Source organism: Cupriavidus sp. 05T42 (genome assembly GCF_056396345.1).
The window spans coordinates 248,111-267,258 of record NZ_JBFTLH010000006.1; the positions used below are offsets into that span (position 1 = coordinate 248,111).

General features: G+C 66.2%; 15 protein-coding genes and 1 tRNA gene. 10 read left to right on the forward strand and 6 right to left on the reverse strand.

Translation table 11 applies throughout. The annotated features are described in order from the left end of the window. Nucleotides 1-10: 10 nt before the first annotated feature. The 4 genes from hflC to AC1EJR_RS10805 all read left to right on the forward strand — a co-directional run bounded on the left by hflC (nucleotide 11) and on the right by AC1EJR_RS10805 (nucleotide 4,466). Nucleotides 11-910 carry a protease modulator HflC gene (hflC, locus tag AC1EJR_RS10790; RefSeq protein ID WP_092289677.1) on the forward strand — a complete coding sequence of 300 codons (900 nt, stop codon included), beginning with the start codon at nucleotides 11-13 and terminating at the stop codon, nucleotides 908-910. 164 nt (nucleotides 911-1,074) lie between these two features. Next, entirely contained in the window at nucleotides 1,075-2,226 is a 1,152-nt protein-coding gene (locus tag AC1EJR_RS10795) for an ATP phosphoribosyltransferase regulatory subunit (protein WP_477113328.1), read from the forward strand. Nucleotides 2,227-2,403: 177 nt separating this feature from the next. Next, a complete protein-coding gene (locus AC1EJR_RS10800; RefSeq protein WP_477147046.1) occupies nucleotides 2,404-3,747 on the forward strand; it encodes an adenylosuccinate synthase in 1,344 nt (447 codons plus the stop codon). A 149-nt stretch (nucleotides 3,748-3,896) separates the two neighbouring features. Beyond that, nucleotides 3,897-4,466: a phosphoribosyltransferase gene (locus AC1EJR_RS10805; protein ID WP_092289671.1), complete on the forward strand. Its 570-nt coding sequence runs from the start codon at nucleotides 3,897-3,899 to the stop codon at nucleotides 4,464-4,466. Between the two features lie 59 nt (nucleotides 4,467-4,525). On the opposite strand, the gene AC1EJR_RS10810 is transcribed toward AC1EJR_RS10805, so the two are convergent. The 3 genes from AC1EJR_RS10810 to AC1EJR_RS10820 form a co-directional block, all read right to left on the reverse strand. Beyond that, complete coding sequence (locus AC1EJR_RS10810) at nucleotides 4,526-5,137, reverse strand: NAD(P)-dependent oxidoreductase (RefSeq protein ID WP_092289669.1); 612 nt, start codon at nucleotides 5,135-5,137, stop codon at nucleotides 4,526-4,528. A 62-nt stretch (nucleotides 5,138-5,199) separates the two neighbouring features. After that, a complete protein-coding gene (locus AC1EJR_RS10815) occupies nucleotides 5,200-5,637 on the reverse strand; it encodes an Rrf2 family transcriptional regulator (protein ID WP_092289667.1) in 438 nt (145 codons plus the stop codon). Between the two features lie 306 nt (nucleotides 5,638-5,943). After that, a tRNA-Leu gene (locus AC1EJR_RS10820) sits at nucleotides 5,944-6,030 on the reverse strand. A 69-nt stretch (nucleotides 6,031-6,099) separates the two neighbouring features. Here AC1EJR_RS10820 and rnr point away from each other — a divergent pair. From rnr to AC1EJR_RS10835, 3 genes are read left to right on the forward strand one after another with little or no spacing between them, the layout of a single operon-like run. Further along, complete coding sequence (rnr, locus tag AC1EJR_RS10825; protein ID WP_092289665.1) at nucleotides 6,100-8,706, forward strand: ribonuclease R; 2,607 nt, start codon at nucleotides 6,100-6,102, stop codon at nucleotides 8,704-8,706. A gap of 42 nt (nucleotides 8,707-8,748) precedes the next feature. Beyond that, complete coding sequence (gene rlmB / locus AC1EJR_RS10830; RefSeq protein WP_092289663.1) at nucleotides 8,749-9,492, forward strand: 23S rRNA (guanosine(2251)-2'-O)-methyltransferase RlmB; 744 nt, start codon at nucleotides 8,749-8,751, stop codon at nucleotides 9,490-9,492. Nucleotides 9,493-9,508: 16 nt separating this feature from the next. Continuing rightward, on the forward strand, nucleotides 9,509-10,237 hold the full coding sequence (locus tag AC1EJR_RS10835; protein ID WP_441593551.1) for an SIR2 family NAD-dependent protein deacylase: 729 nt from the start codon (nucleotides 9,509-9,511) through the stop codon (nucleotides 10,235-10,237). A gap of 4 nt (nucleotides 10,238-10,241) precedes the next feature. On the opposite strand, the gene tal is transcribed toward AC1EJR_RS10835, so the two are convergent. Further along, a complete protein-coding gene (tal, locus tag AC1EJR_RS10840) occupies nucleotides 10,242-11,198 on the reverse strand; it encodes a transaldolase (protein ID WP_477113329.1) in 957 nt (318 codons plus the stop codon). A 146-nt stretch (nucleotides 11,199-11,344) separates the two neighbouring features. Here tal and rpiA point away from each other — a divergent pair, with 146 nt between their 5' ends. After that, nucleotides 11,345-12,031 carry a ribose-5-phosphate isomerase RpiA gene (rpiA, locus tag AC1EJR_RS10845; protein ID WP_092289661.1) on the forward strand — a complete coding sequence of 229 codons (687 nt, stop codon included), beginning with the start codon at nucleotides 11,345-11,347 and terminating at the stop codon, nucleotides 12,029-12,031. Nucleotides 12,032-12,121: 90 nt separating this feature from the next. On the opposite strand, the gene AC1EJR_RS10850 is transcribed toward rpiA, so the two are convergent. Together AC1EJR_RS10850 and argA are read right to left on the reverse strand one after the other, a co-directional pair. Next, nucleotides 12,122-12,394: an oxidative damage protection protein gene (locus tag AC1EJR_RS10850; protein WP_092289659.1), complete on the reverse strand. Its 273-nt coding sequence runs from the start codon at nucleotides 12,392-12,394 to the stop codon at nucleotides 12,122-12,124. A 127-nt stretch (nucleotides 12,395-12,521) separates the two neighbouring features. Beyond that, entirely contained in the window at nucleotides 12,522-13,991 is a 1,470-nt protein-coding gene (argA, locus tag AC1EJR_RS10855) for an amino-acid N-acetyltransferase (RefSeq protein ID WP_092289657.1), read from the reverse strand. A 23-nt stretch (nucleotides 13,992-14,014) separates the two neighbouring features. On the opposite strand from argA, the gene hrpA reads away from it, so the two are divergent. Continuing rightward, nucleotides 14,015-18,028, forward strand: coding sequence for an ATP-dependent RNA helicase HrpA (gene hrpA / locus AC1EJR_RS10860; protein WP_477147047.1), 4,014 nt, complete (start codon nucleotides 14,015-14,017; stop codon nucleotides 18,026-18,028). Nucleotides 18,029-18,155: 127 nt separating this feature from the next. Then, nucleotides 18,156-19,142 carry a YVTN family beta-propeller repeat protein gene (locus tag AC1EJR_RS10865; protein WP_092289653.1) on the forward strand — a complete coding sequence of 329 codons (987 nt, stop codon included), beginning with the start codon at nucleotides 18,156-18,158 and terminating at the stop codon, nucleotides 19,140-19,142. Nucleotides 19,143-19,148 lie beyond the last annotated feature (6 nt).

Consider the following 19,148-nt stretch of genomic DNA (forward strand, 5'->3'; position numbering starts at 1 on the left):
GAGACCCGTCATGAACCGACTGATTTCCTTCGCGATTGGACTTTTCATCCTGCTGGCCGTGGTGTCGTCGATGCTGTTCGTGGTCGACCAGCGCCAGTACGCCGTGGTGTTCGCGTTCGGCGAGATCAAGCAGGTGGTGCGCGAGCCCGGCCTGCACTTCAAGCTGCCGCCGCCGCTGCAGAACGTGGTCTTCATGGACCGCCGCCTGCAGACGATCGACGTGGCCGCCAGCGAGCGTTTCCTGACCGCCGAGAAGAAGAGCATGGTGGTGGACTGGTTCGTCAAATGGCGCATCACCGATCCGCGCAAGTTCTTCGTGGCGTTCAACGGCAACGTGCGCGGCGCCCAGGATCGCATGACGCAGCGGATCGACTCCGTGGCGCGCGAGGAGTTTGGCAAGCGCACCGTGGCTGACGTAGTCGCTGGCGAGCGCGAGAAGGTGATGCAGAACATTCGTGCCGGCATGTCCGAGTACGCGCAGTCGGTGGGCGTCGAGATCCTCGATGTGCGCCTGAAGCGCGTGGACCTGCTGCCCGCCATCAGCGAATCGGTCTACCGCCGCATGGAAGCCGAGCGCAAGCGCGTGGCGAACGAGCTGCGTTCCACCGGTGCCGCAGAGGGCGAGAAGATCCGCGCCGATGCCGACCGCCAGCGCGAGGTGCTGCTGGCCGAGGCCTATCGCGACGCCCAGGTGGTCAAGGGTGAGGGCGATGCCAAGGCATCGCAGGTCTATGCCGATGCCTTCGGCAAGGATCCGAGCTTCGCGCAGTTCTGGCGCAGCATGGAGGCCTATCGCAACACGTTCCGCGACAAGCGTGACGTGATGGTGCTGGAGCCCAATTCCGACTTCTTCCGCTATATGCGCTCGTCCGGCGGAAGTCCGGCTGCCGCACCCGCAGGCAAGAAGTAGGGCGGCACGCGCAGACTCGCGTGCGTTCGACAAAACCCCGGCCCGCCCGGGGTTTTGTCCGGCTGGAGGGGCCGCGCCGAAGTGCGCCGCCGTCCGCGCCGGATAGCCAGGCCGGCCGGTCAGACCAGCCGGCCTGAAACCGTTTTTGAGAGAAGAGATTCACCATGTCCGACCACTGGCTCCTGCCCGAAAACATTGCCGACGTCCTGCCGTCGGAAGCGCGCAAGATCGAAGAACTGCGCCGCCGCATGCTGGACCTGTTCCGCACCTATGGCTACGAGCTGGTCATGCCCCCGATGCTCGAGTACCTGGAGTCGCTGCTGACCGGTACCGGGCATGACCTGGACCTGCGCACGCTGAAGCTGGTGGATCAACTGTCGGGCCGCACCATGGGCCTGCGCGCGGACATCACGCCGCAGGTGGCGCGCATCGACGCCCATCTGCTGAATCGTCCCGGCGTGACGCGCCTGTGCTACGCCGGCAACGTGCTGCACGCGCGCCCGGCCGGCTTCCATGCCACGCGCGAGCCGCTGCAGATCGGCGCCGAGATCTACGGCCATGCCGGCCTGGAAGCGGACGTCGAGATCCAGGAACTGATGCTGGCCGCCCTTGATGCCGCCGGCCTGACCAATGTGCGGCTGGACCTCTGCCACGCCGGCATCCTCGAGGCGCTGCTGGACGGCCTGCCGTCGATCCGCAAGATCGAGGACGCGATGTTTGCCGCGCTGGAGACCAAGGACGTGCCCGCACTGCGCGTGCTGACCGAAGGCCTGCCCCAGACCGAGCGCGACGCGCTGCTGGCCCTGCCGACGCTCTACGGCGGCGTCGAGGTGATCGAGCGCGCCCGCGCGACGCTGCCGGCCAGCCCGGCCATCGGCCGCGCACTGGACGAGCTGTCGGCGCTGGCCGCGCAGGTACGCGGCGCCAGCGTGAACATCGACCTTTCCGATTTGCGCGGTTACCACTATCACAGCGGCGTGATGTTCACGGCCTACGTAGCGGGTCTGCCCAATTACGTGGCCCGTGGCGGCCGTTACGACAAGGTCGGCGAGGCCTTCGGCCGCGCGCGCCCGGCTACCGGCTTCTCGCTCGATCTGCGCGAGGTGGCGGCACTGTCGCCGGTGGAAGTCCGCGCGCTGGCAATCTACGCCCCGTGGGACGCCGATCCGGGCCTGCGCACGACCATCGCGTCGCTGCGCGCGACCGGCGAGATCGTGATTCAGTCGCTGCCCGGCCATACTCATGAGCTCGATGAATTCAACTGCGACCGGCAGCTGGTTCGTCAGGGCGATGCCTGGGTGGTGGTACCGCGCTAAGACCCGATTCAGCCGGTTCGCACGACGCGTTCCGGCATTTTCCTCCGCTCTCCATGTGACTTTTTGCGCCTTTTTTCGGCGCAAAATCGCTGTCGCGGTGTCATACGTGCGCCCGAAAATCGGGAACCGTCCGGCAACGAGAGTAGAATACGTTTTTAACCTTCTGACCAATTCAACATGTCCGCATCCGCAGTAGGCCAGGGACGCAATGTCGTCGTGATCGGAACCCAGTGGGGTGACGAAGGCAAAGGGAAAATCGTCGATTGGCTTACCGATCATGCAAAAGGCGTGGTGCGGTTCCAGGGCGGCCACAACGCTGGCCACACGCTCATCATCGGCGGCAAGAAGACCATCCTGCGACTGATCCCGTCGGGAATCATGCGCGAGAGCACCGTCTGCTACATCGGCAACGGCGTTGTGCTGTCGCCCGAGGCACTCTTCCGTGAGATCGAGGAACTCGAGGCCGCCGGCCTCCAGGTGCAGAACCGCCTGCGCATCTCCGAAGCCACCACGCTGATCCTGCCGTACCACGTAGCCATCGACAAGGCCCGCGAAKCGCGCCGTGGTGCCGCCAAGATCGGCACCACCGGTCGTGGCATCGGCCCGGCCTACGAAGACAAGGTTGCCCGCCGCGCGCTGCGCGTGCAGGACCTGTTCGATCCGAAGCACTTCGCCGAGCGCCTGCGCGAGAACGTGGAATTCCACAACTTCATGCTGACCCAGTACCTGGGCGCCGAAGCCGTGGACTACCAGCAGATTCTCGACGAGATGCTGTCGTACGCGCCGCGCCTGAAGCCGATGGTGGCGGACGTGTCGGCCGAGCTGTACGCCGTGAACGAGAGCGGCGGCAACCTGATGTTCGAAGGCGCGCAAGGCACGCTGCTGGACGTGGACCATGGCACGTATCCGTTCGTCACGTCGAGCAACTGCGTGGCTGGTGCGGCTGCAGCGGGCGCGGGCGTCGGCCCGGGCCGTCTGAACTACATCCTCGGCATCACCAAGGCCTACTGCACGCGCGTCGGTGCGGGCCCATTCCCGAGCGAGCTGTATGACAACGACAACCCCGCGCGCCAGGACGCCGTGGGCGTGCGCCTGGCCAACGTCGGCAAGGAATTCGGCTCGGTGACCGGCCGTCCGCGTCGCACCGGCTGGCTCGACGCCGCCGCGCTGAAGCGTTCGGTGCAGATCAACGGCGTTTCGGGCCTGTGCATGACCAAGCTCGACGTGCTGGACGGCCTGGAAACGATCAAGCTGTGCGTGGGCTACGAGCTCGACGGCAAGACCGTCGACATCCTGCCGCGCGGCTCGGATGCCGTGGCCGCCTGCGTGCCGGTGTACGAGGAATTCCCGGGCTGGAACGAGTCGACGTTCGGCGTGAAGCAATGGGACGCGCTGCCCGAGGCGGCCCGCGTGTACCTGAAGCGGATTGAAGAAGTCGTCGGCATTCCGATCGACATGATCTCGACCGGTCCGGACCGCGACGAAACGATCCTGCTGCGCCACCCGTACCAGGTGGCCTGACGTATCGGTATTACCCGTGAGCATGATCGCGGCGCCACGAGTGTCGCGGCCTCACCAAGCCAATCGGCCCGCGGAATGCGGGCCGAAGCTTTATCGGCTTTGTCTATCGGTCATCGACCAGAGACCTGACCTGAGAGAAGAAACAGATCATGAACCTGCCTACCAATGACGAAGAGAACCTGTGGGTCTCTTGGGATGATTACCACCGCCTGGTCGCGCGGCTGGCGCTGAACGTGCACGAGTCGGGCTGGAAGTTCGACAAGATCCTGTGCCTGGCGCGCGGCGGCCTGCGCGTGGGTGACCAGATGTCGCGGATCTTCGACGTGCCGCTGGCCATCCTGGCCACCAGCTCTTACCGCGAGGCGGCGGGCACGCAGCAGGGCGATCTCGACATCGCCCAGTACATCACGATGACGCGCGGCGAGCTGTCCGGCAAGATCCTGCTCGTGGACGACCTCGTAGATTCCGGCGTGACGCTGGAACGTGTGGGCCGCCACCTGAAGGAGCGCTATCCGGCCGTGACCGACGTGCGCTCGGCCGTGCTCTGGTACAAGGCGTGCTCGAAGGTGGAGCCGGATTACCATGTGACGTTCCTGCCGTCGAACCCCTGGATCCACCAGCCGTTCGAGGAATACGACACGCTGCGTCCGCACAACCTGGCGGCCTGGCTMAAGCGCGGCAAGCGCGCCTCGCTGCTGGACGACGACTCGGCGGCCTGAGCCGGCCGAGCCATCGCCATGTCGGCTGCGCTATCCGCGATCCGGACTCAGTATTCGGACTAGTAGCCGACCGTGAACCGCTGGCGCACATGCGCCGGCGCTTCGATCTCGTCGAGCATGGCGATCGCGTAGTCTTCCATCGAGATCGTGCTCTTGCCGGCCGCATCGGCCAGCAGTTCCTCCCCACCGAGCCGGAACTTGCCCGTGCGTTCGCCCGGCAGGAACAGCGCGGACGGGGACAGGAACGTCCACGCCAGCGCGGTTTCGCCGCGCAGCGCATTCAGGAAATCACGGCCTGCGGCGGCCTCGTCCTTGTACTGGGCTGGGAACGTCGGCGTGTCGACCAGTTGCACGCCGGGCGCCACGAACAGGCTGCCTGCGCCACCCACCACCAGCAAGCGCTCGACCCCGGCGGCCTTGACCGCATCGACGATCTGCGGCGCCTTGGCCTGCAGGAATCGCACGGTGCTGATCACGGCGTCGTGGCCCCGCAGGGCGGCGGCGAGAGCTGCGCCGTCGGCCACATCCACGTTGCGCGGCGTCACGCCGGTGCGTGCCGGCAGGCTGCTGGCCTGGCGGGCGAGGGCGGTCACGGTGTGGCCGCGGCGCAGGGCTTCATCGGTGAGGCGGGTGCCCACGTTGCCGGTGGCGCCGATGATGGCGATTTTCATGGGTGTTGCTCCTTCACAGTGGCGATATGAAACCAAGATGGTTACATATCGAGGTAAAAAAATCAGCGCTTGCGGCGCTGCGCGGCGGCGTGTTCGACATCCGCGAGCATGCCGGCAATGGTGATGTCCGCGAGCGTGGCGTCCATKGCAGCTTGCGCCCGGTCTGCCACCTGGCGCAGCGCCCCGGTGATCTCGCGGCCGACCATGCAGGCTGGGTTGGGCGCGCTCTGGTGCAGCGTGATCATCGACGGTGTCTCCACGGCACGAAACACTTCGAGCAGCGTGATGGCCGATGCGGGCCGCGCAAGCGTGGCGCCGCCGGTGCTGCCCATCGTTGTGGCCACGAATCCGGCGTCGGTCAGGGCGCCGATGATGCGCCGGATCAGCGCCGGGTTCGTCCCCACGCTGCCGGCGATCATCGACGACGGCACGGGGCCGTCGCTCTGCGCGAGCAGGGTCAGGGTGTGAACGGCGACGGCAAACCGGCTGCTGGTGCTCATGAACGAAATCTCAATGTGAAACCATCTTAGTTACAGATGGTCGAACTGTCAACGCGGTAAATGGCCATTGTTGCCGTTTGTTTTTCGCGAAGGGTGGCCGAATCGTGCCGGATAATGCCGGAATCGGCACTGAAACTGATACACTCATCGACGGCGCMGTGCCGCCAATGAATTCACAAGCCAGAATGGCGTAGAGGGGAGTGCGGATTTGCAGGTTTCTCGGATCAGCGTCGGCAACGCGAAAATCATAGCGATGCCGCAAAACAAAAAGCCCGCAACTTGCGTTGCGGGCTTCTCGCTGAAACCTGGTGCCCAGGAGAGGACTCGAACCTCCACAGTGTTGCCACCGCTAGGACCTGAACCTAGTGCGTCTACCAATTCCGCCACCTGGGCAGGTGTCGAAACAACCGAAGCCGCCATTATAGCGACCGTAAAACGTTTGTMAAATAGTTTCCAGAAAAATTGAATCAGAACAACTATCCGATCCCTAGCCGGGAAGAAATCCTCGGCGTGCTGAGAACTTCGGGGTCGCCGCAATCGGCAGGCGATATCGCCAAGGCCCTGGCCGTCACGCGCAAGGAGCACGACGGCTTCCAGAAGCGCCTCGCCGCGATGGAGCGCGACGGCCAGATCGAACTGAACCGCAAGGGCCGCTATGAGCTGGCCCACCAACCGAATTTCATCGTCGGCCGTGTGCAGGGGCACCGCGACGGTTTCGGTTTCCTGATTCGCGATGACGGTGAGGACGATGTCTTCCTGCCCGAGCGCGAACTCCAGAAGGCGATGCACAACGACCGCGCGCAAGTGCGCGTGGTGGGCTACGACCGCCGTGGCCGCCCGGAAGGGCAGATCGTCGAGATCGTCGAGCGCGCCAACCGCTATGTGATTGGTCGCCTGCTGTCCGAGAACGGGGTGCTCGTGGTAGCGCCCGAGGACAAGCGCATCGGCCAGGACATTCTGATTCCGCCCAAGCAGCAGGGCAAGGCCCGCGTGGGACAGGTGGTCAGCGTGGAGCTGATCGAGTATCCGGACCGCTACGTGCAGCCCGTGGGCCGCGTGGTGGAAATTCTGGGCGATATCGACGATCCCGGCATGGAAATCGAGATCGCCGTGCGCAAGTACGGCGTGCCGCATGCGTTCTCGCCGGCCGCCGCCAAGGAAGCGCAGGGGCTGCCGGACGAGGTGCGCGAAGCCGACCTCGACCATCGCATCGACCTGCGCGACATCCCGCTGGTCACCATCGATGGCGAAGACGCGCGCGACTTCGACGATGCCGTCTATTGCGAGCCGGTCAAGATCGGCCGCGCCAAGGGCTGGCGCCTGATCGTGGCGATTGCCGACGTGTCGCACTACGTGCGCCCAGGCACGCCGCTGGACGCCGATGCGCTGGACCGCGCCACGTCGGTCTACTTCCCGCGCCGCGTGATTCCGATGCTGCCCGAGAAGCTGTCCAACGGCCTCTGCTCGCTGAACCCGCACGTGGACCGCCTGTGCATGGTCTGCGACGCGGTGATCACGGCCAAGGGCGAACTCAAGGGCTACCAGTTCTACCCGGCGGTGATGCACTCCAAGGCGCGCCTGACCTACAACGAGGTCTGGGCCGTGCTGTCGAACACCAAGGGTCCCGAGGCGCACAAGCGCGGTGACCTCGTGCCGCACATGCAGAACCTGTACGAGCTGTTCCAGGTCCTGCTCAAGGCGCGCCGCGAGCGCGGGGCGATCGACTTCGACACCACCGAGACCTACATCGTCTGCAACGCGCAGGGCAAGATCGAGCAGATCCTGCCGCGCACCCGCAACGACGCGCACCGGCTGATCGAGGAGTGCATGCTGACGGCCAACGTCTGCGCGGCCGACTTCCTCGAGCGCTTCAAGCATCCGGCGCTGTACCGCATCCACGCGGGCCCGAGCGAGGAAAAACTCAAGAATCTGCGAGAGTTCCTGCGCACGTCCGGCCTGTCTCTGGGCGGTGGCGACAAGCCGCAGGCATCGGACTACGCCGAGGTCATGGACAAGATCAAGTCCCGCCCCGACGCGCCGATGCTCCAGACCATGCTGCTGCGCTCGATGCAGCAGGCGGTCTACAGCCCCGACAATATCGGCCACTTCGGCCTCGCGTACGAGGCTTACGCCCACTTCACGAGTCCGATCCGTCGCTATCCCGACCTGCTCGTGCACCGCGCGATCAAGGCCGTGCTGGCGCACACCAAGTACCAACCGGCGTTCGCGCACGGCACCGAGCTGAACACAGCGGTCTCGCCCAAGGCGCGCCGCTTGAACGCGGCCGATGCCGAGAAGAAGGCGCAGAACTCGGCCGCCCGGGCCAAGCGCAACGAAGCCATCTGGGATGAGTTGGGCCTGCACTGCTCGGCAAACGAGCGCCGGGCTGACGAGGCCTCGCGCGATGTGGAGGCCTGGCTGAAGTGCTACTTCATGCGCGACAAGCTCGGCAGCGACTTCGCCGGCACGGTCAGCGCGGTCACCTCCTTCGGCATCTTCGTGCAGCTCGACGAACTCTATGTCGAAGGGCTGGTGCACGTGACCGAACTGGGCAGCGACTACTTCCAGTTCGACGAGGCTCGCAACGAACTGCGCGGCGAGCGCACGGGCATCCGCTATCGGCTGACCGACCGCGTGCGCGTGCAGGTGTCGCGCGTCGACCTGGACGCTCGCAAGATCGACTTCCGCCTGGTGCAGGAGCCGTCGGCCAAGACGCTGCGCGCCCGCACGACGGGACCCGAAGTGCAACCGCGCGTGCCGGCCGCCCATGCGGTGCCCGCGCGCAAGAAGGGCCGTCAGCTGGCGGCGCTGCTTGGCGGCACGTCGAAGCCTGAGGAATCGTTCGACGAGACGCTGGACCGCGTGATCGAGGAGCAGCCGGTGTTCGAGGCCGTGATCACGCCGATGAAGCCGCATGTGGGTCATGCGCCGCATGGCAAGTCCGGCGGCAAGCCGGCCAAGCGCGCGGCCAAGCCCAAGCCCGCGCACCTCGAGCAGCCGCGCAAGCCCACGGCCAAGCGCACCGCCAAGGCGGCGGCCAAGACCGCGCGCCCGGCACGCAAGCGTTAAAACACGCGGCGCCGGGGTGGCCATGGCGGGTACAATCCCGCCATGGCCAAACACAAACTCCTGATCGGCTTTCACGCCGTGAACGCACGCCTTCGCCAAGACGCGAAGAGCGTGTCCGACATCTATATCGAATCCAACCGGCGCGACCGCCGCATGCAGGACTTCATCCGCCTCGCGGAAAGCCTGAACGTGCGCCTGCATCCGGTGGATGCCGACCGCCTGCGCGGCATGGCCGGCACCGATCGCCACCAGGGCGTGGTGGCGCGTGCCGACGACATCTCGCTGGCGCTCAATCTGGACGAACTGCTCGATAGCATCGAAGGCACGCCGCTGCTGCTGGTGCTCGATGGCGTGACCGATCCGCACAACCTCGGCGCCTGCCTGCGCGTGGCCGATGGCGCCGGCGCGCATGCCGTGATCGCCCCGAAGGATCGCAGCGTCGGGCTGAACACCACGGTGGCCAAGGTGGCCAGCGGCGCGGCCGAAACCGTGCCTTACATCACCGTGACCAACCTCGCGCGCACGCTGCGCGAGCTGCAGGAGCGCGGCATCTGGGTGGTCGGCACGGTCGACGGCGCCGAGAAGACGCTGTACGACTTGGACCTCAAGGGCCCGATGGCGATCGTCATGGGCGCCGAAGGCGAGGGCATGCGCCGGTTGACGCGCGAGACCTGCGACGAGCTGGTCGGCATTCCGATGGCGGGCGGCGTGGAAAGCCTGAACGTGTCGGTGGCGAGCGGCGTCTGCCTGTACGAGGCGGTGCGCCAGCGCCGACTGCCRCGCTGACATCGGCATATTGGCGATGATTCTGGACGCGGCATTGCTCGCCCAGGCGCGCGACCGAATCGCGGCGGCGCGCCAGATCTTCGTGCTGACTGGCGCGGGGGTCTCGGCGGAATCGGGCGTGCCGACGTTCCGTGACGCGCTGACGGGCCTCTGGGCCCGCTTCGACCCCGAAGATCTCGCTACAGAGGCCGCATTCCGGCGCCAGCCGGCGCTGGTCTGGCAGTGGTACGAGCACCGCCGCGCGATGGTTTCGGCCACCCAGCCCAACCCCGCGCACTTCGCGCTGGCGCAGCTGGCGGACCAGAAACCGGTCACGCTGGTCACGCAGAATATCGACGGATTGCACCAGCAGGCCGGCAGCCAGCATGTGATCGAGTTGCACGGCAACCTGTTCGCCAACAAATGGCTGGATGGCTGCGGACACTGCGACACGGTGCCGCCGGTGCCGGGCGAACCGCCGCATTGCGCGCTGTGCGGCGCGATGATGCGGCCCGGGGTGGTCTGGTTTGGGGAGGATCTGCCGCGCGTGGCGCGCTATCGCGCCGAGCACGCGGCGGAGACCTGCGATCTGTGCCTGGTGGTCGGCACGTCGGGGCTGGTGTATCCGGCGGCGGCGCTGCCGGGCATGGCCAGGGAGAACGGGGCGTTCGTGATCGTGGTCAATCCGCAGCCGTCGGCGCTGGACGCCACCGCGGACCTCGTGCTGGCGGCGCCAGCAGGGCAGTGCCTGCCGGCGCTGTGGTAAGGGCCTAGGCGGCCAGCTCTCCCACCAGCTTTTCCAGCTTCACCGCGTCGGCCGCGAACAGGCGGATGCCTTCGGCCAGCTTTTCGGTGGCCATCGCGTCCTCGTTCAGTTGCCAGCGGAACGCCGGCTCGTCGGCCACGACGCGCGCCACATTCGCTGCCTGCGCATGCTCTACCGACAGCTTGCGCTTGACCGTGCCGCGCCCAGCCGCCAACTGCTCGAGCAGCTCCGGGCTGATCGTCAGCAGGTCGCAGCCAGCCAGGGCCAGGATCTGGCCGGTGCCGCGGAAGCTCGCGCCCATCACCTCGGTCGCATGGCCGAAACTCTTGTAGTAGTCGTAGATCTGCCGCACCGAGCGCACGCCCGGGTCGTTGTCGCCGGCATTGGCGTCGGCGTCCCACTTGTCACCTGCCTGCTTCTTGTACCAGTCGAGGATACGGCCGACGAACGGGGAGATCAGCTGCGCGCCGGCCTCGGCACAGGCCACGGCCTGCACCAGTGAGAACAGCAGCGTCATATTGCAGCGGATGTTTTCGCGCTGGAGGATCTCGGCTGCCTTGATGCCTTCCCAGGTGGAGGCGATCTTGATCAGCACGCGCTCCCGCGCCACGCCGCGCTGCTCGTACAGCCCGATCAGGTGGCGCGCCTTGTCCACGGTGGCCTGGGTGTCGAACGAGAGCCGTGCATCGACCTCGGTGGACACGCGGCCCGGCACGATGGCCAGGATCTCGCAGCCAAAGGCGATCAGGAGCTGGTCCATCACGGCGTCCAGGCCCGCGTTGCCATGATGGTCGCGCACGGCCTGCTCGAGCAGGGGCCGATATTCGGCCTTCTGCACCGCCTTGAGAATCAGGGACGGATTGGTGGTCGCGTCCTGCGGCGTGTACTGCTTCATCAACTGGAAGTCGCCGGTATCGGCCACTACCGTGGTGAATTGTCTCAGTTGCTCTAGCTCGGTCATGATCTGTTCCATCCGGTTCCGTCAGTTGCCGCCCGCTTGGGAAGTCAGCATTCATTGTAACGGCGCTGGCACGGTTGGAAACAACGCCGTCACACGCCGATCCGCTACACTACGCGTTTCCCCCCAAGCAATCAGGCTGTTTTCACATGACGCAGGATGAACTCAAGGCGCTGGTGGCGCAAGCCGCCGCCGACTACGTGAAGCAGGAAGTGCCCCAGGGCGCCGTACTCGGCGTCGGCACCGGCTCCACCGCCAACCTCTTCATCGACGCCATCGCGGCGTTCAAGGAGCGCTTCTCGGGCGCGGTGTCCAGCTCGGAGGCTTCCACGCGACGCCTGCAGCAGCATGGCATCCAGGTGCTGGACCTGAACGAAGTGGACGAGATTCCCGTCTACGTGGACGGCGCCGACGAGATCGACGCCTCGGGCGCGATGATCAAGGGCGGCGGCGGCGCGCTGACGCGCGAGAAGATCGTGGCCGCCGTGGCCGGCCGCTTCGTCTGCATCGCCGATGGCAGCAAGCTCGTGGACACGCTCGGCGCGTTCCCGCTGCCGGTGGAGGTGATCCCAATGGCACGTGCAGCCGTGGCGCGCAAGCTGGCCGCGCTCGGTGGCCAGCCGCGCCTGCGCATGACCAAGGAAGGCGGCATCTACAAGACCGACAACGGCAACGTGATCCTCGACGTCTCGGCGCTGCGCATCACCCAGCCGAAGGACATCGAACAGCAGATCAACCAGATCCCGGGTGTGGTGACGGTGGGGCTGTTCGCGCTGCGTGGCGCGGACGTGCTGCTGCTGGGCACGGAGCAGGGTGTGCAGCGCACCGATTATTGACCGGAAGCGTGGCCCGGGCGGCCTAACCGGCCGCCCATGAAAAAGGGGTGCTTGATAAAGCACCCCTTTTCGTTTTTCCAGACTGGCGAATCAGTTCGCCGGCGGCACGTAGCCGGCGGCCGCATCGGCGCCTTCGCCGAAGAAGTACTTCTCGGTTTGCTTGAGCAGGTACTGGCGCGCGCGGGTGTCGGCCATGTTCAGACGATTCTCATTGATCAGCATGGTCTGATGCTTGAGCCAGCCGGCCCAGGCTTCCTTCGACACGCTTTGCCAGATCTTCTTGCCGAGTTCGCCCGGCAGCGGCGGGAAGTCGAGGCCTTCGGCTTCCTTGTTCAGCTTGATGCAATGGACCGTGCGGGCCATGTGAAACTCCTTGTTCGTGGCGCTTTTGTGGTGCGAGGGGACGCCGATTCGTGATGCCGGTTCTGGGCGGCTGCGTGGCCGCTATTGTAGCCAAGCCCGGCCAAGGCTGGGCTTGGCCCTGCCGGCGTTACAGTTTCTTCATGAGCACCATCGATTTGCGCTGCCAGTTATAGAGCTTGCGCTTGTCTTCCGGCAGGTCGTCCACGGTGGCGTGGACGAAGCCGCGCTTCAGGAACCAGTGCTCGGTGCGCGTGGTGAGCACGAACAGCCGGTCCAGCCCCAGCGCGCGGGCGCGGCGCTCGATGCGCTTGAGCAGCCGCTCGCCGTCGCCAGTGCCCTGGGCCTCGGACGAGACMGTCAGGCAGGCCATCTCGCCCATGTTCTCGCGCGGGAATTCGTAGAGCGCGGCGCAGCCGAACAGCACGCCATCGTGCTCGATCACCGAGAAATTGCCGATATCCCGCTCGATCAGGTGACGTCCACGTGGCACGAGCGTGCCATCGGCCTCAAGCGGTGCAATCAGTTGCAGGATGCCGCCCACGTCATCGAGCGTGGCTTCCCGCAGGCTTTCCAGGTCGGTGTCGGACACCATGGTGCCTACGCCATCGTGCAGGAAGAGCTCCAGCAGCACCGAGCCGTCGAGCGAATAGGGGATCAAGTGCGCGCGGGGCACGCCGCCCTTGAGCGCCTTGACCAGATGTTCCAGGTAATAGGCCACGTCCGGCGGCAGGTGGTTGTTCTGCAACCGCTCCACGGCCGTGCGCAGCGACATTTCCTTCATCAGCTTGCCCACCGGGTCCGGCACGCCGGGCACTTCGGTGATGTAGATCAGCTTGTCGGCCTTCAGCGCGCTGGCGGTGGCGCTGGCCACGTCTTCCATCGACAGGTTGAACGCCTGCCCGGTGGGCGAAAAGCCCAGCGGCGACAGCAGCACCACCTTGCCGTGCGAGAGCGACATGTGCATCGAGTCGTTGTCGATCTTGCGCACCAGCCCGGTGTGCTGGTAATCGACCCCGTTGACGATGCCCACCGGCCGCGCGGTGATGAAGTTGCCGGAGACCACCGACAGCTGCGCGCCAGCCATCGGCGTGTTCGGCAAGCCCTGGCTGAAGGCGGCCTCGATGTCCAGGCGCAGCTCGCCGGCCGCCTCCTTGGCGCATTCGAGCGCGGCGTTGTCGGTAATGCGCACGCCGTCCGCGTACTGGGATTCCACATGGCGCAATGCCAACTGCTCCTCCACCTGCGGGCGGGAGCCGAAGACCAGCACGATCTGCATGCCCATGGCGTGCAGCAGGGCCACGTCGTTGACGAGCGCGTTGAGCACGCCGGCCTTGACCAGCTCGCCGCTGAAGGCGATCACGAAGGTCTTGCCGCGGAAGGCGTGGATATAAGGCGCGACGGCGCGCAGCCAATCCACGAACTGCTGGTGGTCCGGCCCGCTGGCCTCGGCCAACTCGGCGGCGGCCGTGGCGGACGGGATCGGCGTGGCGGGTTCGGCGACGGGGAGGGGGGCTGCGCTCAGGGCAGCGGGGGCGTCTTCGTCGGGGGCGACAGGGGCCGGAGCAGGCGCCTGCGCATTGGAGGTTCTGGCGTTCATGCCGCGGATTATAATCCCGGCCAATGTCAGCACAACGCCCCGTCAAACCTGTTTCCCGGCCGCCACGCCCGCCCCGTCCATCACGTGAGGCGCGCCCGGCGGGCCAGCCTCCCGAGCAGCGGCCCCAGGAGTCTTCCGAACAGCGGCGCGAGCCGCGGCCGGAGCGCGCGCCGCGCCCGCCGCGCGACGCCCAGACCCCTCGAGAGCCGCGCGAGCCGCGCCAGCCGCGCCCCGTGCGCCCGGTCCGCATGGCTAATCCGCTGCCCGAGATCACCTTTCCCGAAGCGCTGCCGGTTTCCGCGCGCCGGGACGAGATCGCCGCCGCGCTGCAGGCCAACCAGGTGGTGATCGTGTCCGGCGAGACCGGCTCCGGCAAGACCACCCAACTGCCCAAKATCGCGCTGTCGATCGGCCGTGGCCCGGCGCGGGAAGGCAAGGAAGGCGGCGGCCTGATCGGCCACACCCAGCCCAGGCGGATCGCCGCCACGTCCACGGCCAAGCGCATCGCCCAGGAACTGGGCACGCCGCTGGGCCAGAACGTCGGCTATCAGGTGCGGTTCAACGACACGATGTCCGCCGGCGCCTCTGTCAAGCTGATGACGGACGGCATCCTGCTGGCCGAGACGCAGAACGACCCGTTGCTGCGTGCCTACGACACGATCATCATCGATGAGGCGCACGAGCGTAGCCTCAACATCGACTTCCTGATCGGCTACCTGCGCCAGATCCTGCCCAAGCGGCCGGACCTGAAGGTCATCATCACGTCCGCGACGATCGACGCCCAGCGGTTCGCCGAGCACTTCGCCCGTAACGGCAAGCCGGCGCCGGTGATCGAGGTCAGCGGGCGGCTGTATCCCGTGGAAGTGCGATATCGGCCGATCCAGTCCGATGCGCCGCCCGACGCCGCGCCGAAATCCGCCCAGGCCCGCGAGCGCGACCTGTACGACGGCATTGTCGAGGCCGTGGACGAACTGTGCCGGCTCGGCCCCGGCGACGTTCTCGTCTTTCTGCCAGGCGAGCGCGAGATCCGCGAGGCCGCCGAGGCGCTGCGCAAGCACCATCCTCCGCATACCGAGATCCTGCCGCTGTTCGCGCGGCTCTCGGTGCAGGAGCAGGAGCGCGTGTTCAAGCCATCGAACGCGCGGCGGATCGTGCTGGCGACCAACGTGGCCGAGACCTCGCTGACCGTGCCGGGCATCCGCTATGTGGTGGATACGGGGCTTGCGCGCGTCAAGCGCTACTCGTACCGCAACAAGGTGGAGCAGTTGCAGATCGAGGCGATTTCGCAGGCCGCCGCCAACCAGCGCGCGGGCCGGTGCGGCCGGGTAGCCGATGGCGTTTGCATCCGTCTATACGAGGAATCCGATTTCATCGCCCGTACGCGCTTCACCGACCCGGAAATCCTGCGTTCGTCGCTGGCGGCGGTGATTCTGCGCATGAAGGTGCTGCGGCTGACCGACATCGAGTCGTTCCCGTTCATCGAGCCGCCGCTGGGCCGGGCGGTTGCCGATGGCTACCAGCTCCTGCAGGAACTGGGCGCCGTGGACGAGGCCAACCAGCTTACTGGCACTGGCCGTCAACTGGCCAAGCTGCCGCTGGACCCGCGCGTGGCGCGCATGATCCTGGCCGCGCGCGAGCAGCAGTGCCTGCGCGAGGTGCTGATCATCGCCAGCGCGCTGTCCGTGCAGGATCCGCGCGACCGTCCGCAGGAGGCGCAGGAAGCCGCCGACCAGGCCCATCGCAAGTTCATGGACGAAAAGTCCGAGTTCCTGGGGTGGGTCAAGCTGTKGAAGTGGTTCGAGGAGGCAGTGGCCCACAAGAAGACCAACCGGCAGCTGCAGGACCAGTGCCGCGCCAACTTCCTCTCGCACGTGCGGCTGCGCGAGTGGCGAGATGTTCACTCGCAACTTCTGACGACGGTGACCGAGCAGGGCTGGCGCCTGAATGAGACGGAACCGACGTTCGAGCAAGTCCACAAGGCGCTGCTGACCGGGCTGCTCGGGAACGTCGGCCTGAAGCTGGACGAGGCCGACGGGCGCGGGCGCGAGTACCTGGGCGCGCGCGGCATCAAGTTCCACCTGTGGCCGGGCTCGCTGATCGCGCGCAAGGTGGGCCGCTGGATCATCGCCGCTGAACTGGTCGAGACGAGCCGGCTGTTCGCACGCACGCTGGCGCGGATCGAGCCGGAATGGATCGAGCAGGTGGGCAGCCATCTGCTGAAGGTGAGCTGGAGCGACCCGCACTGGGAAAAGAAGGCCGGCCAGGTGCTGGCGATGGAGCGCGGCACGCTGTACGGCCTGCCCATCTACCAGCATCGGCGCGTGCACTACGGGCCGATGAACCCGGCCGAGGCGCGCGAGCTGTTCATCCGCCGCGCGCTGGTGGAGGGCGAATTCGACACGAAATTGCCGTTTTACGCCCACAACCAGCGGCTGCGGCGCGAAATTGAGAATCTGGAGCACAAGTCGCGCCGGCAGGACGTGCTGGTGGACGACGAGCTGATCTACGCCTTCTATGACCGGGCGATCCCGGCGGACACCCATAACCAGACCAGCTTCGAGACGTGGTACCAGGCGGAGAGCGCGAAGGATCGCAAGCTGCTGTACCTGAACCGCGACGAACTGATGCGGCACGAAGCGGCCGGCATCACGACCGACCTGTTCCCGAAGCTGCTGCCGATTGCCGGCGTGGACATGGGGTTGTCGTACCACTTCGAGCCCGGCAGCCACCGCGACGGCGTGACGCTGACCGTGCCGCTGTACGCGCTGAACCAGGTGCGGCCCGAGCGCACCGAATGGCTGGTGCCCGGCATGATCAAGGAGAAGGTGCACCTGCTGCTGAAGTCCTTGCCGCAGAAGCTGCGCCGCCACTGCGTGCCGCTGCCCGAGTACGCGGGCGGGTTTGTCGACCGCCAGCCGTTCGGCGAGGGCGAGTTGATCGACGTGCTGATTGCCGACATCCGCGAGCAGACCGGCACGATGGTGCGCCGCGCAGACTTCAAGCAGGAGACCCTGCCGGCCCACCATGCGATGAACTTAAAGGTCATCGACGAACATGGCCGACAGCTCGAAATGGGGCGGAATCTGGCGCAATTGCGAGCCGAGTTCGGCGGACAGGCGCAGCAGTCGTTCCAGAACATTGCCGCCCGCGACGTGCCCGCGGCCGAGGCCGGCCAGTACGAAAACCTGACGTCCTGGTCGTTCGGCGAACTGCCCGAACTGCTGGAAATCCGCAAGGGCAACCAGACCCTGTTCGGCTATCCGGCCCTTGTGGATCATGGCGACCATTGCGAGGTGGAGGTCTTTGACGACCCGCAGGAGGCGGCACGCATCCACCATACGGGGCTGCGCCGACTGTTCGCGATCCAGCTCCGCGAGCCGGTGAAGTTCATCGAGAAGAACATCCCGAATCTTCAGCAAATGGCGATGCAGTACATGACCCTGGGCACGCAGGAGGAACTGCGCAACCAGATCGTGATGGTCACGCTGGAGCGCGCCTGCATGCAGCCGCCGCTGCCGCGCAACGAGGCCGAGTTCAACGCCCGCAAGGACGAGGGGCGCGCGCGGCTGTCGCTGCTGGCGCAGGAGATGGCGCGGCTGGTGGGCGCGATCCTGGCCGAGTACGCGGGACTTCCGCGCAAGCTGCTCCAGGCCAAGCCGTTCGGCTCCGCCCACCAGGACATGGAGGCGCAACTGGCGCGGCTGATGACAAAGTCGTTCGTGATCGATACGCCATACACGCAGCTCGTGCACTTCCCGCGCTATCTCAAGGGGATGGCGATGCGCGTGGACAAGCTCAAGGGCGACCCCGGCCGCGACAGCCAGCGCACCCAGGAGATGACACCGCTGGTGCAACAGTGGCAGCGCGCCGAGAAACAGCTCCGCACGCAGGGCAGGGGGGCCGAAGATGCCCGATTGGACGAATTCCGATGGATGCTTGAGGAGCTGCGCATCGCGCTGTTCGCGCAGGAGCTGCGCACGCCGGTGCCGATGTCGGTCAAGCGGTTGCAGAAGGTGTGGGAGTCCATGCAGCGCTGACGCGGAGTTCGTGTGGAAAACCACGATTTGTGTCGGAATGCCCGGCGAAAGATAAATTCGCGCAAACGGTCAGCGTAACCCCCGGCTCAAACGTTAGAATGCCCGATTCCTCATGGTTGACGGTCTTATGCTCTCGTTGCGTCGTGTTGTGTCTAGCGTGGTGTCGGTCGGCGCGCTGGCATTGGCAGTGGTGTCCGCCCCCGCGCAAGCGGAGGTTGTGACGATCCTTAATTCGGGTGATGCAACCGTCACCCTGATCGACAAGGACACGCAGAAGGTGCTGGAAACCTTCCCCGTCGGCAAGGAACCGCACCACCTGATTGCCACGCCTGACGACAAGTCGCTGATCGTGGCCAACGCGGTCGGCAACGACCTGGTGTTCCTGGATCCGGTGACCGGCAAGGTGCAGCAGCGCGTACCGAACATCGACGATCCGTACCAGATCGGCTTCTCGCCGGACCAGAAATGGTTCGTGACGACGGGCAACCGGCTCGACCGCGTGGACGTCTACCGCTGGGACGGCCACCAGCTCAAGATCGCCAAGCAATTCCCGCTGCCCAAGACGCCCAGCCATATCGCGTTCACGGCGGACAGCAAGATCGCCTTCATCACCCTGCAGGACAGCGATCAGATCGCCGCGATCGACCTCAATTCGCTGACCGTGCTCTGGACCATGGACGCCGGCTCGGCGCCGGCCGGKATCTGGGTGACGCCGGACCAGAAATACCTGCTGGTGGGCATGACCGGCGCCGACTATGTGGCCGTGATCGACTGGCGCACGCGCACCGTGGTCAAGCAGATCCAGACCGGCAAGGGCGCGCACAATTTCCGCGCGGTGGGCGACAAGCGTCATCTGTTCCTGACCAACCGCGTCTCGGGGTCCATCAGCATCATTGACCAGCAGACGCTGTCCAAAGTTGGCGATATCACCGGCCTGCTGCCGGGGCCTGACGACATGGAGTTGACCGCCGATGGCAAGACACTCTGGGTGACGTTCCGCTGGGCGCGTTCGGTGGGGCTGATCGACGTGGCGAGCCGCAAGCTGGTCAAGACCATCCGCGTGGGCAAGTCGCCACACGGTATCTACTTCCGCACGCGGGCGCCGCTCTACTGAGGCAGG